The organism is Mycoplasma sp. HU2014 (assembly GCF_001199495.1).
GTDB lineage: Bacteria > Bacillota_I > Bacilli_A > Mycoplasmatales > Mycoplasmataceae > Mycoplasma.
Window position 1 is genome coordinate 1 of sequence record NZ_LFYS01000021.1, and the last position, 17463, is coordinate 17463.

Annotated in this window: 17 protein-coding genes; 11 read left to right on the plus strand and 6 right to left on the minus strand. The window is 26.2% G+C overall.

Translation table 4 applies throughout. From position 1 onward, the window contains the following. The 4 genes from AB668_RS01125 to AB668_RS01140 all read left to right on the plus strand — a co-directional run. A partial coding sequence (locus tag AB668_RS01125; RefSeq protein WP_050517260.1) for a transposase occupies positions 1-474 on the plus strand: 474 nt, incomplete at its 5' end. 174 nt (positions 475-648) lie between these two features. Further along, on the plus strand, positions 649-1812 hold the full coding sequence (glpO, locus tag AB668_RS01130) for a type 2 glycerol-3-phosphate oxidase (RefSeq protein ID WP_050517261.1): 1164 nt from the start codon (positions 649-651) through the stop codon (positions 1810-1812). A gap of 14 nt (positions 1813-1826) precedes the next feature. Beyond that, a complete protein-coding gene (glpK, locus tag AB668_RS01135; RefSeq protein WP_050517262.1) occupies positions 1827-3335 on the plus strand; it encodes a glycerol kinase GlpK in 1509 nt (502 codons plus the stop codon). Positions 3336-3346: 11 nt separating this feature from the next. After that, positions 3347-4102, plus strand: coding sequence for an MIP/aquaporin family protein (locus AB668_RS01140; RefSeq protein ID WP_050517263.1), 756 nt, complete (start codon positions 3347-3349; stop codon positions 4100-4102). Between the two features lie 57 nt (positions 4103-4159). Here the strand turns inward: AB668_RS01140 and AB668_RS05895 are convergent, their stop codons facing one another. The 6 genes from AB668_RS05895 to AB668_RS01165 form a co-directional block, all read right to left on the minus strand. Continuing rightward, entirely contained in the window at positions 4160-4309 is a 150-nt protein-coding gene (locus AB668_RS05895) for a hypothetical protein (protein ID WP_235443314.1), read from the minus strand. Positions 4310-4337: 28 nt separating this feature from the next. Then, positions 4338-4523: a phosphoribosyltransferase family protein gene (locus AB668_RS05900; protein ID WP_235443315.1), complete on the minus strand. Its 186-nt coding sequence runs from the start codon at positions 4521-4523 to the stop codon at positions 4338-4340. Positions 4524-4707: 184 nt separating this feature from the next. Beyond that, a complete protein-coding gene (gene hpt, locus AB668_RS01150) occupies positions 4708-5280 on the minus strand; it encodes a hypoxanthine phosphoribosyltransferase (protein ID WP_050517264.1) in 573 nt (190 codons plus the stop codon). Positions 5281-5294: 14 nt separating this feature from the next. Then, on the minus strand, positions 5295-5723 hold the full coding sequence (ruvX, locus tag AB668_RS01155; RefSeq protein ID WP_050517265.1) for a Holliday junction resolvase RuvX: 429 nt from the start codon (positions 5721-5723) through the stop codon (positions 5295-5297). Between the two features lie 127 nt (positions 5724-5850). Continuing rightward, complete coding sequence (eno, locus tag AB668_RS01160; protein ID WP_050517266.1) at positions 5851-7206, minus strand: phosphopyruvate hydratase; 1356 nt, start codon at positions 7204-7206, stop codon at positions 5851-5853. Between the two features lie 95 nt (positions 7207-7301). Next, positions 7302-9620, minus strand: a complete 2319-nt coding sequence (locus AB668_RS01165; protein ID WP_050517267.1) for a hypothetical protein — start codon at positions 9618-9620, stop codon at positions 7302-7304. A 279-nt stretch (positions 9621-9899) separates the two neighbouring features. Between AB668_RS01165 and hprK the strand changes: the two genes are divergently transcribed. The 7 genes from hprK to AB668_RS01200 all read left to right on the plus strand — a co-directional run. Beyond that, complete coding sequence (hprK, locus tag AB668_RS01170) at positions 9900-10850, plus strand: HPr(Ser) kinase/phosphatase (protein WP_050517268.1); 951 nt, start codon at positions 9900-9902, stop codon at positions 10848-10850. 14 nt (positions 10851-10864) lie between these two features. Next, positions 10865-12448 carry a prolipoprotein diacylglyceryl transferase gene (locus AB668_RS01175; RefSeq protein ID WP_050517269.1) on the plus strand — a complete coding sequence of 528 codons (1584 nt, stop codon included), beginning with the start codon at positions 10865-10867 and terminating at the stop codon, positions 12446-12448. Then, positions 12432-13361, plus strand: coding sequence for a thioredoxin-disulfide reductase (gene trxB / locus AB668_RS01180; RefSeq protein WP_050517270.1), 930 nt, complete (start codon positions 12432-12434; stop codon positions 13359-13361). Before AB668_RS01175 ends, trxB begins: the two co-directional genes overlap by 17 nt. A 9-nt stretch (positions 13362-13370) precedes the next feature. Then, positions 13371-14813: a prolipoprotein diacylglyceryl transferase gene (locus AB668_RS01185; protein WP_050517271.1), complete on the plus strand. Its 1443-nt coding sequence runs from the start codon at positions 13371-13373 to the stop codon at positions 14811-14813. A 13-nt stretch (positions 14814-14826) separates the two neighbouring features. Beyond that, on the plus strand, positions 14827-15759 hold the full coding sequence (gene whiA / locus AB668_RS01190) for a DNA-binding protein WhiA (RefSeq protein ID WP_050517272.1): 933 nt from the start codon (positions 14827-14829) through the stop codon (positions 15757-15759). A 428-nt stretch (positions 15760-16187) separates the two neighbouring features. Further along, positions 16188-16397, plus strand: a complete 210-nt coding sequence (locus AB668_RS01195) for a hypothetical protein (protein ID WP_050517273.1) — start codon at positions 16188-16190, stop codon at positions 16395-16397. 104 nt (positions 16398-16501) lie between these two features. Continuing rightward, on the plus strand, positions 16502-17463 hold a 962-nt coding region (locus AB668_RS01200; RefSeq protein WP_152908018.1), incomplete at its 3' end, for an IS1634 family transposase.

Consider the following 17463-nt stretch of genomic DNA (forward strand, 5'->3'; position numbering starts at 1 on the left):
TATTATGCTTTTAGAGATAATAATAGATTTTCAAAAGAACACAGTGACTATTTAAAAAGTAAAAAATATACAATAGAAAATTATAAAAAACTAAAAGATAAGTTTGGAACTATAGTTTATATATCTAATCAAGATCTAGAACCAATTGATATTTATAAAATGTACAAACAAAGATGAGAAATCGAGCTAGTTAACAAGTTTTATCAAGATAACTTGAACCTTAAAGAAGTAAATAAAAAGAGTGATATTTCAATTTATGGAGCAGAATTTATTAAAATGCTTTCTACAATTATTGGTTATAGAATAAAAAATAAATTCGAAAAAAGAGGTATCTTAAATGAAAAAACTTTTAGTGAAGCACTAAAAGTATTTAACTCTTATAAAAAATACAAAATAAATATTATAGGTGATTCTTGAATAGTTGGTAAAATTTCAAAAAAGGATGAAGAAATGATTTTATCTTGTCTTATATAGTGTATATTTTTGGAATTCTTTAATTAATTATTAAACTAAACAATCATTGTTTAGTTTTTTATTTTCTAATTGTGGTTAAATTTTATTATTTGAATTAATATTATAAGCTATCGGGTAAACACACAAAAATTTCGTTTTTTTTTATTTAAAATATATTTGTAAGGGAGAAATCATATGAAAGAAATAAAAACAGATATTTGTATAATTGGTGGAGGAATCATCGGGTCTGCTATTAGTAGAGAACTTGCCAAGTATAATAAAAAAATAGTTGTATTAGAACAAAACTCTAGACTTGCTTTAGAAACTAGTGGTCACAACTCTGGATTAGTTCATGGTGGATTTGATCCTCGTCCTGAAACTTTAAATGCTAAATTAAATGTTTTAGGTAAAAAACGTTATGAAGATTGAATTAGAGAAATGGATTTTCCTTATTTAAGAATTAATTCAACTATTGTTGCTTTTAATGAAGAAGAAATGAAACATGTTCACATGTTATATGAACGAGGATTAATTAATGGATTAGATCCTAGTGAATTAGAAGTAATTGATGCTGAAGAATTACACAAACGTGAACCTAATGTTAGCAAAAATACAATTGGAGCTTTAATATGTAATTCTTCTATTGCAATCGATCCTGTTGTTTTAACTAAAACTTTAATGAGAAATGCTATTAAAAATGGTGTTGATCTAAGAGTTAATTCAAAAGTTTTAGATATCAAAAAAGAAAATGATCTTTTCAAAATCACTACAAGTAAAGATGAAATAATTACAGCTAAAGTTGTTGTTAATGCTGCTGGTCATTATGCTGATGTAATTTCTAAATTAGCGGGATATGATGAGTTTAATTTAGTAGCAAGACGTGGTGAATATAGAATTTTAGATAAATCTCAAGCTGGTATTGTAAATTCAGTTATTTTCATGGTTCCAACGATTCATGGAAAAGGAGTTATTGTAGCTCCTATGTTAGATGGTAGAATAATGGTAGGACCAACTGCTGAAGATAATGTTGCTAAAGAAGATACTTTATTAGTAACTCCTGAAATGTATGACAAAATAGGAGCAATTGGCCAACAATTAATTCCAAATATAGATATGACAAAAACTTGTACAGTTTATGCCGGATCACGTCCTATTGAACCTTCAACAAATGATTTTTGAATCAAACCTGCAAAAGATGATAAATCATTTATCAACGTAGCAGGAACAAAATCACCAGCCATTGCAAGCTGTCCGACTATTGCTGATATGGTGTGTGATTTAGTAAAAAATGCATTTACTAATCTTGAAGTTAGAGTGGACTGAAATCCAAAAGAAGAAGCAATTCTTCCATGAAACTAATAGGAGGAAACAACATGGAAAAATACATATTAACACTAGATGAAGGTACAACTAGTGCCAGATCTTTAATAACTAATAAAAAAGGTGAAATTATAGCTGTTGAACAAGCTGAATTTACTCAATACTTTCCAAAAGAAGGATGAGTAGAACATGATGCAATTGAAATTTGAAACACTCAACGTTCAACATTGATTCAAGTTTTAAATAAATCAAATATTTCACCAGAACAAATCGAAGCTATCGGTATCACCAATCAACGTGAAACTGTTGTAGTTTGAAATAAAGAAACTGGTTTACCAATTTATAATGCAATTGTGTGACAAGATCAAAGAACTGCTGATTATTGTCAATCATTTAGCCAAAAAGATGTTGATATGGTAAAAGAAAGATCGGGTTTAATTATTAATCCTTACTTTTCTGCAACTAAAGTAAAATGAATTTTAGATAATGTTGAAAATGCTAGAAAATTAGCAGAAGAAGGAAAATTAATGTTTGGAACAATCAACACTTGATTAATTTACAGATTAACAGGTGGAGAAGTATTTGTAACTGATCATACAAATGCACAAAGAACATTGTTATACAACATTAATACTAATACATGAGATGATGAATTATTAAAATTATTTGATATTCCAAAAAACATACTTCCTGAAATTAAATCAACAAGTGAAGTATATGGATTAACATTTAAAGGATTGTTCTCAAAAGGTGATGATCATCAAATTAAAATTGCTTCATCAATAGGTGATCAACAATCAGCACTATTTGGTCAATTATGTCTTGAAAAAGGTCAAGTAAAAGTAACTTATGGAACAGGATGTTTTATTTTAACTAATACAGGTGAAGAGATAGTTAAATCAAATCATGGATTATTAACAACAATTGCTTATTCATTCAAAGATAAAGTTTATTATGCATTAGAAGGTTCAGTAATGATTGCTGGAGCTGCTGTTCAATGATTAAGAGATAACTTAAAAATTATTTACAACGCTATTGAAACAGAATGATATGCAGGACAAGTAAAAGATGATAGAAGAGTTTATGTTGTACCATCATTTACTGGATTAGGTTCACCATACTGAGATTCATATTCACGTGGAGCTATCTTTGGATTAGATAGAGGAACAAGACGTGAACACATTGTAAGAGCAACATTAGAAGCTATTGCTTATCAAGCTAATGATGTTGTTGAAGCAATGGGAAAAGATATGAAAAAAGCTATTGAAATCTTTAAAGTTGACGGAGGAGCTGCAAATAATAGATTTATGATGCAATTCCAATCAAGCATTAGTCAATCTAAAGTGATAAAACCAACTAACGTTGAAACAACAGCTATGGGTGCTGCATTTATGGCAGGATTGGCTGTAGGATATTGAAAAGATATTGAAGAAATCAAACAAACTTACAAAGTTGATTTCGAATTAACACCAGAAATTAGTAAACAAGAAGTTGAAAAATTAATTAAAGGTTGAAAAGTTGCTGTTCAAAGAACATTTAGTTGAACAACAGATATTGAATAGGAGGTAGTTATATGTCATCGCAAAGCGTTATATTAACAGAGTTATTCGGTACAATGCTTTTAATCATTTTAGGTAATGGTATTGTAGCTAACGTTGTTTTAAAAGGTACAAAAGGTCAAAACGCAGGTTGAATTTCAATTACTGCAGGTTGAGGATTTGCTGTGTTTGTTGCTGCTATGATTTCAAGTGCTCTTGGAGGAGTAGCTCACTTAAACCCAGTGGTAACAATTATGAGTGCAATTTCATCAAAAAGTTGAGGATTTGCTAATGTGACATCAGGATTCAAAGGAGCAGGATTATTCTTTGTAGTTCTAATTGTTCAATTAATTGGAGCTATGTTAGGACAAATCGTTGTTGATATTTTACACTTAAACCACATTAAACTAACAAAACAAGACCAAGATTTCCAAACTAGATTTTTAGCTATCCACTCAACTGGAGCTACTCAAAAATCAATTTCATTAAACTTCTTAATGGAATTTGTTGGAACTACAGTATTATTATTTGCAATTATTGGAGTATGAAAATCTTCGTTTAGTTCATTTGGTCCATTAGCAGTTGGATTAGCAGTATTTTCAATAGGTCTATCTCTTGGAGGAACAACCGGATATGCTATTAACCCAGCTCGTGACTTAGGACCAAGAATTGTTCACGCATTACTACCATGTAAAGAAAAAGGAAGTTCAGACTGAAAATACTCATGAATTCCAGTAGTATCACCAGTTTCAGCGGCTATTGTTGTTGGATTAATCGGTATGGCTTTATAAAATGATAATAAAAAGATTGATAATTATTACCAATCTTTTTTTGTTTTTACTAATTATTTAATTCGGTTCATATAAAGTAATATATGGTAGATTTCTGTAATTTTCATCACAATCAAAACCATAACAAACAATATAATAATCACCAATTTCAAAACAGTTTCAATCAGGAACAAAATTAACTGTGTGATAATCAGGTTTATCAATCAATGTTACAACTTTAACACTATTTGCTCCTTTATATAAAATGTTTCACTTTATTTAAAGTTAATCCGGTGTCAGCCATATATTCAACAATTAAAACATCTCTACCTGATAAATCTAAACTGCAATATAGTCTAACTTTAATTGCACCAGTTGATTTTGTTCCATTATATGATGAAACTGGCATAAAATCCATTTGAATAGGTAAATCTAAATTCAAAACAAATTCTGTATTAAAAATAGCACAACCTTTTATAAACCAACTGTTATTAATTGTCCATTAATAGGAGGATTATCTATATAATATTGTTTAACTTGTTCAGCAACTTGTTTAATTTGAGTTTTCTTTTGTAAAAAGTACTTTTTTGATATTTTTTAAGTAATTGTTCATTAATATTGTTTTCCTATCATTTTCAATCTTTTAATTTATCAGTATCACAAATAGCAACATAAGGTAAATTTCTAATTTTTTCTTGATAATCTAAACCATAACCGATTACAAATTCAGGCTCAATTGTAAAGCATGCTCAATCTGCTTGAATATCAGCAATTCTTCTGCTTGGCTTGTCTAACATAGTTAAAATTTTTACACTTCTTGCTCCACTGTCTAATAAGTAGTCATAAACATATTTTAAAGTTGCACCTGTATCAATAATATCTTCAACAATTAAAATATCTCGATCTCTAACATCAGTTTGTAAATCTAAAAGAATTTTTGGTTCTGTTTCTGCCATAGTGGTTCCTTTATATGATGAAACTACCATAAATTCCATTTCCATTGTTAAATCACAATTCATACAAAAATTAGTAAAAAATGGTACACACCCTTTTAATAATCCAAGCACAAGCAATGAATTATCGATCATATTTTTATCTGAATAATATTTTTCAATTTCTTTAGTAACTTCTTTAGTTTTTGATTCTATTTCTTCTTTTGTAAATAATACTTTTTTAACTAGTGGATGTAATTTTTGCATATTTTTTATTCTCCTTATTTGTTTATGTTTAAATACATTTCTAATATTAATTGAGCAGCTAAACCATCTTTATTTTGTTTTTGTTTTTTTCTTGTTAATCCAGCTCCAATCATAATATTTTTTGCCATGATTGTAGTTCTTCTTTCATCAATTCTAATGATTTGATTTTTTGAATAATTTGGATAAGTTTCTAAAAATAATTTTATTACATAATCAACCATTTCTGCTCGTTCTCCAATAGTGTTGTTCATGTTTTTTGGATATCCAAAAACAATAATTTCTGGAGTATATTCTTCTAAAAACTGTTTTAATTTATCAACTGCTTGTTGGAATTCTCATTCATCAAATCTAATTGTAGATAAAGGGCTTGCAATAATTCCTTTACTATAAGCTAGTCCGATTGTTTTTGATCCAACATCTAATGCTATAACATTTTTTGTCATTTCTGAAATTTATTATCCTTTTAATGTTTATGAAATGATAATATCATAATTTTATTTTTTTGTAATATCTAAAGAAGTTTAAAAAAACACAAGAGCAAATCTTGTGTTTAAGTTTTATAAAAATTAATTATTTTTTAAGATTGTAGAAAGTTTTTAAACCATCATAAACTGCATTTTTGTCTAATTCAGATTCAATTTGTAATAATCTGTTGTATTTAGCGATTCTATCACTTCTTGACATTGATCCAGTTTTGATTTGTCCTGTGTTGAATGCAACAGCTAAATCAGCGATTGTTGTATCTTCAGTTTCTCCTGAACGGTGTGAAACAACTGCAGTTCATCCAGCTTTTTGAGTCATTGTGATTGCTTCAACAGTTTCTGATAATGTACCGATTTGGTTTAATTTAATTAATGTTGAGTTTGCAGCGTTTTTTTCAATTCCTTGTTGGATGAATTTTGGATTTGTTGTAAATAAGTCATCTCCAACGATTTGAACTTTATCTCCAATTTTAGCAGTTAATTTATTAAATCCTTCTCAGTCAGTTTCAGCTAATCCATCTTCAATAGAAATAATTGGGTATTTGTTTACTAATTGCTCTAAATAAGCGATCATTTCATCTGTTGATAATGCTCATTCTTGTTTAGTAACTTCTTCAATTTTTTTGAAGTGGTATTTTTTATCTTCTAAGTATAATTCTGATGAAGCACAATCCATTGCGATCATGATTCCTTCTTTTCCTGCTTTGTATCCTGCTTTTTCAATAGCTTCAACTAATAAGTCTAAAGCAATTTCGGCTGGAGTTTTAGCTTTAAATGATGCTAAATCATTGTTTTGATATGCTCAATTAAAGTTTGGTGCAAATCCACCTTCATCTCCAACGGCAGTAATATCATTTTTAGATTTTAATAATGATTTTAAAGCTTGGAAAGTTTCTGAAGATCATCTTAGAGCTTCAGTGAAAGTTGGTGCTCCAACTGGCATAATCATAAATTCTTGGAAATCGATAGCTGAATCAGCGTGAGCCCCTCCGTTAATAACGTTTAACATTGGAACAGGTAATCTACAAGCTTGAACTCCACCTAAGTATTTGTATAATGGCATATCTAATTCACTAGCAGTAGCTTTAGCAACAGCTAATGAAACAGCTAACATACCATTTGCTCCTAATTTAGTTTTAAATTCAGTTCCATCTAATTCGATCATAACTCTATCAAGTGATAATTGATCTTGAGCTTCTAATCCAACTAAAGCTGGTGCAATAATATCATTAACATTTTTAACTGCTTTTAAAACACCTTTACCATTGTAACGAGATTTATCTCCATCTCTTAATTCTAAAGCTTCATTAATTCCTGTTGAAGCTCCGCTAGGCGCTTTAGCACAACCATATCCACCAAATTCTGTTCAAACTTCAGCTTCAACTGTTGGTGTTCCACGTGAGTCTAAAATTTCGCGAGCAACAATTTTTTCAATTCTTGACATAAAATAATCCTTTCTAAAATTATTTAAACATACATACTATATTATTATATTATTTTGATTTGTTAATTCAATGATTTTAATTGTTTGTTAGATATTTAAATTTTCTTATTTCTTTTCTCTGTTTTGTTTTTATTTAAACTTTTCATATAATTTTGAAATATTGTTAAAGTTCTTATTTTTCCATAAATAATTATGATTAAAATTAATGAAAATATATTGAATGTAAGAATGTTAAATATTAAGAAAAATCTAAATTCAGTTAAATTAATTATTAGTTTTTTCTTATGAAATAAATATGGATAAATTCCTATTAAGCCAATAAATGAAAAACTAAGAACACCATATATTGAGATAAGTAAAATAACACTACTTGTAAGTCTAAAATAAAAAATAAATAATGATAAAAGTAATAGCATTAATTCTATTATTATAAATGAATATTTAAATATACTAATATAACTCGATATAGTTATGCTTATCTTTTTTCTATTTTCTTGCTTATTCTTTTTTTTATCTCCTCGCCATAATATAAATTTGTTATAGATTTTAGTAATGAGTGACACTAAATTATTTGATTTATCATTTTTAGAGTTATTACATAAATACTCTTTCAAGTATTTTTCAACGTTCTCCAAACTTGTTTCAAATTTTTTAGCAACATTTTCCATATTTTCTGGATTATTATACAAGATATATTCTATTACTTCGTAATATTCATCATAGTTCTCTATATGCATATTTTCTTTTTCTCTATATTTTGTATCTTTAGAATCGTATGTTATGACAAATTCCTCATTTCCTTTTTTAGTTACCGTATCTTCAATATAATTTGTTACTGTTGATTCTCTAATCGAATTGGATTTAAATGATACAGAAGATGATTTATCAGATTTATAAAAAGGATTAATTAAAAAGCATATTAAATTTCAAATAAAATATTCGAAAGCCATTATAGATACCCATATACAAATAAGATAAAAAGTAACTAATCGAAAGTCATTAATTTTAATTAGTATAAAAATAATTAGACAAATAAGAGGTAATATAACTTCTTTTATTATCATTATGAAATTTATTTTTCTTTCTGTTCTAATCAAATGTGTCAGAGAAATAAATCAATATAAAAATAAACTCAAACTCAAAATATTATATAAAACGTACTGTAATGATTCATGTAAAGGTGGAGTATAATTTGTGTCTTCAAATTGAGGAAACATAGCAAAAAACTTAATGTAAATAAAAACAAATATAAATATTGTCGTTGCTATAAGAAGAATTATAAAAATAGAAAATATATTCTTAAATTTTGATTTAAAGTTTTTTGGAATATTAGAAATAAATAGACAAGATATAGAAATGATAGGAAAAAAGTATATTATTCCAAATATTATCATATTGTAATTTGATAAAAAATAATCAATGGTAATCTCCAACCCTTTTATTGAAGTTATGTTAAACAAAGCAAAAATAGTTAAAAATCCAGATATAGCAAAAACAAAAAGACTAACAATCAAAATGTAAATGAATATACCTGATAAAGATAAGTATGTAAAATAAACAAAAGTGGAAAACCATTTTTTTAAAATTTTATTTTGATTAGATTCAGCACAGTATGATATATAAAATCAAGAGTTTTTAGAATAATATTCAACTGTTCTTTTTGCTATGGGGAATAATTCCTTTCTAGGTAGTATAGATTGTTTATTAGAAATTTCTTGAGCTTTTATCTCATTAATAAGATTTATTACTAAATCAATCAAATTCGAATATTCTTCTACTTCGTTTTTTAATATATTTTTATAATAAGATTTCTCTATGTCATTAATCAATCTAATAGCATAAATAGGTTTATACTTCAATTTATCAAAATCAGTTATAAAGTTTGGTATTTTTTTAATGCATATATTACATTTGTGAATATCTTTTTCTTCTGATTCATTTAATAGGATTATATTTTTTAAATTTTCAAGAAATTTTATGGTTTCATCCATTTCTGAATTAAGAAAACTTCTTCTATTTTTTAGATATTCTTTAAAATTTCTGACAGGTTTAAAAACACTCTTTTTACATATAAATATAATTAATGTTAACGCTATCCCGGATAGACCAATTTTTATCCAATTTGTCATATTATGAATGAACGAACCTCTCTCAGCAAAACCTTGAAGTTCTAATCCATTGCTAATTATGTGTCATTTTCAAATATCGATTGGTGTATTCGAATACAAATTTGTATGTAATAATCTATTTCATTCATCAAGTCAAGTTGGTGAATTCATGCTTAGCGAATAATCAACTCCATATTTTTCACCAACAATTTTGTACAAAACTATGTCATCAAGATTTGTGTGTAAGAAAATGAAAACATATGTAAATATTGATATTAAAACTAGTAAGTGAATTTTATTTTTCATATATCTCCTTTCTATGTTTATGATTAAAACTGCATATTAAATTTTTTTAGATTTATCGTCTATTTCAGATGTTTTTATTTATATTTAAAGTCTTAATTTATCTTGCATATTTTAATCAACAATAAAATATTATAGACCAATATTTTATTACTTAAAATGATAAATTACTAGTGTTTTAAGAATTTCAAAAAAACAAACGATTTTAAAAATATTTACTTATTTAATTAATAGTTTTAATATAGAGTAAAATAAATATTAGTTATATAAAGGAGAGAAAATATGAAAAAAATAAGCATTAAAAAACTTATTGATAATTTAAATTTAGATTATGAAATATTAGCTGGAGAAAATAACTTAGATAACGAAATTAAAAGTTGTGGTATAAATCGTGCAGGTTTAGAATTAGCTGGTTTTTTTAGAGAATTAGATGATCAAACACATAGAAGAGCTGTTTTACTATCAACAAAAGAACAACAATATATGTCAATGTTTGATAAAGAAACTAGAATGAAAAAATATACTGATCTAATCAATGCAAATCCACCCTTGATTATTATTACTAAGAATTTTGATGATGAAGTTTTAGTTGATATAGCTAAAAAATTAAATAAACCATTAGTAAAAATTTTATATGAATCAACAGCACAATTAATAAGAAGATTTTTAGATGTTTATGATACTTTTTTCTGCCCAACAACTGAAGAACACGCCACTTTATTAAATATATTTGGAAAAGGAGTTTTAATTAAAGGGAAATCAGGAATCGGGAAATCAGAGATAGCTTTAGAATTAGTAAAAAACAACCACTTATTTGTTGGTGATGATAGAATAATTCTTACTAAAAAATCAAATACAATTTTTGGAAAATCTCACCCTATTTTAAAAAACTTAATTGAAGTAAGAGGAATTGGGATCTTTGATATAGCAAAAGCTAGTGGATATCAAATTATTATGGAAGAATCACCAGTTGATTTAGTTATTGATCTTGTGCCATTTAAAGAAAATGGAGTTGATTCAACTGAAAGACTTGGTTTTGAATGAAATGAAACTGATATTTTAGGAGTTAAAGTTAAACATATTTCTATTCCAGTTAGTGCTGGACGAAGCATTACAAATATTATTCAAGCTGCGGTTGGTCAATTTAAAATAAATCAATCAGATCAAGCAGAAAACATAGATGATTTACTAGAAAAAAGAACTATGAAATTTATTGAAGAATCAGAAGACTAGAAAGGACAAATTAAATGTCAAATACATACTATCAATGACTAGAAGAAAATGGTGATCCATCAAAAGCCAGAAATCTTTTTGGAGTAGTACCAGCTTATCCAATTTTTATGTTTATTGGGGTTATTTTAGTAATAATTGCTAGTATTGTTCATTTAAAAAGAAAAGGTATTCCATTAAAAGAATTTGAAACATCAATTTTTATAATTATTCCTGCAGGTATTTTAGGAGCAACTATTTTTGGAAAAATATTTTTACCTTTTTATCAACAAAACAATACTTGATATAAAATATTTTTCTTTTGAGATCCTGGTATGTCTTTATTTGGTTCTTTATTATTTGGTACATTATTTGGTACAGCTTTCTTTTTAAAAAGATCTAAAGTAACTAAAATATCATTATGAGTTTATGCTGATTGTATAATTCCAAATATTTTATTGGGTCAAATGATTGGTCGATGAGGTAATTTTTATAATCATGAAATATTAGGATCAACTGTAAGTTATGAATCATTGTCTTATCTACCTGAATTTATTAAAAATAAGTTATTTTATTTTCCTAGTTTTGGTACTTTTCATAATCCTGATAATATTAATGATCTATTAGTTAATCACGATGGATGATGAATAGTTGGATCTGAAGTTTATGACAAAATTAAACACTTTATAAGCAGTGATTATAACAATCAAACTTTTGATCAAGTTTTAAATCAAAAAATAATTTACAATCAACCATTATTTTTATTTGAATCTTTTTTAAATTTTATATTATGAATCTTAATTACTTTTGTTATTAAAAATATAGGTATGTGATTTTCAAAACCTAAACCTTGAGAATTAGAACCAACGGCATTTCCGGGTTGATTTAATAAACAATACAAATCATTAAAAGAAAGTGATATTAAAGATATTCAAACTCTAGTTCCTATTAAATATAAAAAAGTTATTATAAATATGGATGATCGAGAAATTGAATTAAAACTATCATTTTATCAAGCTTGAAATAAAGCGTTTTATTGATATGAACCTGATCAAAATATTGTAAATAATTTACAAACTGAAATCTTTAAATATTTTGATACAAAATATAATGCTGAACAACAATTTAAAAGAATCAAAATTCAACATAAAAATAAACTAATTAAAATTCAAAAAGATTATGATTTAAAATTATCTAGATTAAATAAAAACTCAGATAAATATAATGAATTATTAAAATTATTAAAACAAGATTTATCTAAAGAAAAACAAATCTTTAAACAAAAACAAAACAGTTACTATAAAACATATAGTATTTGAAATAAAATATTTAATGTAAATCCATATTCAAAAGAATTAGAAAAGTTACATAATCCACATAATTATTCAGTTATTAGATGTGGTGTTGCTACTGGGTGTTTTATTACAGGTTATTTAATTATTAGAATTATTTTAGAATCATTCAGAAAACCAACAGAATATTTTATTCAAAATCATTCAGTAATAAATTTTATTATTTTAAGTTTAATTTTATTAAGTGGAATTGCAATAATATTAATAGCGCAATTTATAGCGCCTTATAAATGAAGAGAGATAGGTTGATTATATGAAAAATCTTACTAATGATGTTTATGATGTTTTAATAGTTGGTGCAGGTCCAGCTGGACTAACTGCAGCTATTTATACAACACGTGCAGGATTAAAAACAGTTGTGTTTGAACATTCAGCTCCAGGTGGAAAATTAGTTAAAACAGATCTAATTGAAAATTATCCTGGTTTTGAAACAATCACCGGACCTGATTTAGCTATGAAAATGTATATGCAAGCTACAAGTTTAGGAGCTGAAATTCAGTTTTATGGTGTAAGTAAAATCACAAAAAATGAAGATCTATTTGAAGTGGAATTATCAAATGGTGAAATTAAAAAAGCTATTTCAGTTATTTTAGCTAGTGGAACTGAAGAGAATAAATTAGGCATTCCTGGTGAAGATAAATTATACGGTAAAGGTGTAAGTTATTGTGCAGTTTGTGACGGTGCATTTTATAAAAATAAACCGGTTGCTGTTGTAGGTGGAGGTTATTCTGCTGTTCAAGAAGCTATGTATTTATCTCAATTAGTAGATAAAGTTTATTTAATTGTTAGAAGAGATGTGTTTAGAGCTGATGCTAATAAAGTTGCAAAATTAAAAGCACAAAAGAACGTTGAATTTATTTTAAAATCTCAAGTTAAACAAATTAATGGCGAAGAAAAAGTTGAATCAATTTTAGTAAATACTCCAGAAGGAGAAAAAACAATAAAAGTTGATGCAATTTTCCCTTACATTGGATCAACTCCAGTAATTGAATCAGTTAAAGATTTACATTTAGAAAATAAAAAAGGATACATTCCTACAACTGATAAAATGGAATCAACAGTTAAAGGATTATATATTGCTGGTGATGTTAGAGATGTGCCTTTACGTCAAATTGCTATTGCTTGTGGTGATGGAGCTATTGCTGGTCAAATGGCTGTTGAATATGTTCAAGAAGTAAAGTAAGGTGATTTTATGACAGAGAAAAAGACAAATAAATCAGCTTGTAATCTTAAGTTAAAACTAGTTAAAGATAAATCAGTTATTGCTATTAGTTTATGAGTGTTATTAAGTTTATGTGTAGTTTTATTTTTAGTTTTAACAACATCATTACTACGTCAAGATTGAATTGATGGTAATTCATTTTCTGATCCATCAAATAGTAATCACACTTCTTTAACTTATAATAATGTAAAACCAGAATATGGAAAAATAAGAATATATTCTCTGACAATGACTGTTGGAATAATGCTATCAATTGCTTATAGTTTAGTTAATTTTTATAAAAAAAGGTTATCAATAAATGACTTATCCCTTTCAGTAATTTTTATTATTCCTGCTTCGTTATTAGGGGCTTCATTTTTTGGAAAGATCGATCAAACAAATATGCCATTTTTTGAAAGATTTGCTTTTTGAGAAGGTGGATTAGCAATTCATGGTGGAGTATTTGCTGGAACTTTTGTAGGAATAATATTTTTCTATATTGTAGGTCGAAGAACTAAAACTTCTTTATTAGTTTATGGAGATGCAATTATTCCAAATATTTTATTAGGTCAAGTAGTTGGAAGATGAGGAAACTTTTTCAATCACGAAGTATTAGGTCATCCAATTGCAAAAATAGCTGATTCGATTTCTAGAAATTATACTGATGCAGATATTGATCAATTATTTGGAGCATTTTTACAAAATAACTCTAGACCATTATGATTACCAGATATCATTTTAAAAAATTCATTATCAGTTTATAATGGAGCAACAACAACGATTAATGGAGTTGAATTATCAGAAGGTAATTTAGTGTTACTTTCTCCAATATTTTTCTATGAATCAATTTTATTATTAACTTGTTGAGTTGTAATTACTTTTATTATTCCTAATATTTACAAACTATTTTCTAAACCATTGGATGCTAATAATAACGTAATTAAAATTGATCCCTTATTTAGTTTTATTCAATTTTTCACACCTTGAGTAAAATCAACTGATCAAAAAATAAGTAGTAAAGATGCTTGAAAACAAGCTTTATCAAATAATAGAAAATCAAATGCTGTTGAAGAATTTAAAATAAAAGCATCACAAATAAAATCAGCTAATAAAAACTTTATAGTTAAAAAATGACAAACTAATCAACTTTTATTAGATCTAAATAATGAAAATAATTATCCTATCACAAGAAGTGGAATAGCAATGTTTAGTTATTTTATGTTATGAAATGTTGTTAGATATGTTTTAGAATTAACTAGATCAAATGATAATCTATTTATTTCAAATAATAAAGATTTATCATTAGCTATTGTAGGACTATCAGTTGTTATTGGTTTCATTGGAATAATTTGTTCTCAATTTGTGTTTTGTAGATTATTTAGAAAAGTTAATTGATTGTACGAAGTAGAATATTTTAGTATTGTTGAAATTTAATAAGGAGAAAGATATGTCATTTGCTTTAGAAGTTAAAGAAGAAATAGTTACTCATAGTTTTAATCACGATCAAAAACTAGCTTATCTTTCTGGATTTATTAGATATAACTCTGATATTATCTTTTCTAATCAAGCTCAAAAAATAAGATTTTCAACAATAAGTAATAAAATAGCAAGAACATTATTAAGTTTTACAAAAGAGTTTTTTAATGGAGAAGTTGAAATATCAATTATTCAATCTCAAGTATTAAAAAAGAATAAAACATTTGTTTTAACTTTAATTGGTGATGTAGATAAATTCTTACAAGATCTAAAAATTTATAACAAAGAAAATCAAAAAATTTATGATTATCAAGTTGATGAATCAATCAAAGATAAAACTTCAATTATAAGAGCTTATATTGCAGGAATTTTTACAGCAGTTGGATCAGTTAATTCTCCAAAAACAAGTAATTATCATTTAGAATTACAATTTAAAACCTTAATTGATGCTGATCGTTTTATGCTGTTAACTAAAGATTTAGGATTTGATTTTAAATTATTAGAACGCAATGCAAATAGATTTATCTGTTATTTAAAAAGATCAATTATGGTATCTGATTTTTTAAAATTAATTGATGCAACTAATTCTGTTTTAGCTTTTGAAAATGAAAGAATTTCTCGTGATGTTTATAACAGTATCAATAGAGTTAATAATATCGATATTTCAAATCAAACTAAAGTTTTAAAAGCAGGTAAAAAACAAGTTGAAATGATTAACTTTTTAAAAGAATCTAATCAATTTCATTTACTAAGTAAAAAAGCTCAAGTATTAGCTGAAATAAGAATACAAAATCCAGATTATTCATATATTGAATTAGTTGAAGAAATGAATCAAAAAGGTTATAGTATTACAAAATCTGGAGTGAGTAATTTATTTAGAACAATGGATAAATATTTAAAATAGATATTTAAATTATAGAATACTAGAGAGATTTCGAACTCTCTTTTTTATTTTTAATATTTGAAAACTTATTCATTAGTAATTTCCAGAAATAACGCTATATGAGAACAAAAATATAAAAAAGAAACACTAAAGAGTTTTAATGTTTGCATAATACCCCCTGTCCGGACATATGCAATTAGCAACATTTTTTAAGTCTTTGTCAGAAAAACAAATAAAAAAATGTCTACATTGTTCAAAATTCAACATTTTGTATAGTATTATGGGGTATAACTTTTATAATTTATTCCCATACAATCTTATCTCGGTTTTTTAACTTGCTTTATAAAGTCTGGAATCAATCCCATAGCGTTCTTCTTTCATATAGCGGTTAGATATAAATTATACTTTTTTAGGGTGTTTTTTCAAGCAAAAATTCCAAAAAAAATATAATGGTAGAAAAATATTGACATAATGTAAACTTATCACAGTTAAAAAGTAAATCAGAAATTGCTAAATTCATAAAATACAACAATGTTGCAAAAAAGGGTGACATAAGAACAAAAACTGATTATCAAGCTGGTGCAAACCAAGTAATGGATGCATTAAATAAAACAACTTTTAAAACCTGAACTTTTCACAATTTTGTAACTAGTTATTAATAATGAAGTGTAAACCCTTTATTTAAAGGGTTTTTATTTTGAAAAAACACTAGATTTTTACTTTAAATAGTGATATAATGTAACTAGTAAAAGGAGATAAAAAAATGGCTTTTAAACCTGTAAAAATTCCATCAAAAGATATTGTATTTAGTAGAAGAAAAAACTGTACTTATGTGTACTATACAACCAAGAAAATTTTTAATAAAGAAAAGGGATATAGTGAGAACGAAAGAGCGTGCATAGGTATTGTTTCTGATAAAAAAGAAACAATGATGATACCAAACGAAAACTATGTTACCTACTTTGGAGATTTCGGTATTTCACTTGAAGAAAACGATAGTCAATTTTCAAGGGTTTTATCATTTGGTGCGAGATTGGTTGTTGACAAAATATTAGAAAAGTTAAACGTAAGCTCAATACTAAACAAAGTTTTTAAAGAAAAAACTGATTTAATAGAATCTTTAATTTGTTATTTTATTGATGATCAAAATTCAACTGCTCAACACTATGAAAAGTGAGCAAGAAGAAATGCAATTTTTGGAAATAAAATAGACAGTCAGTCAACAATCTCAAGATTATATAATAATGTTTTAAATGAAGATTCAGTGATGGAATTTACATACATGTGAAATGTGGAATTTCAAAAAAACAGCTTTTCAAGAGACATTATTTTATCTTTAGATTCAACTAACTTTAACACATATTCTGAAAACATAAATCTTGCTGAATATGGAAAAGCAAAAGTTGATGAAGGGTTAAAACAAATCAACTTAGCTTATGTGATAGACAATGAAACTACAATGCCATTGTTTTACCAAACGTTTTTAGGTTCAGTGACTGATCAAACGCAATGTAAAGAGTTAATCAACAAAAGCATAGAATATGGGTACAAAAACCCTACATTAGTTATGGATAGAGGGTTTTTTAACACTGAAAACGTGAATTATCTTGAAAATGCAGACTACAAATATATAATTATGGCCAAATCAAGAAACAAATCTCTGGATGCTTTATTAGAAGAAAACAGAAATAAGATCAGAGACAACTTTAATTGTTACATTGAAAA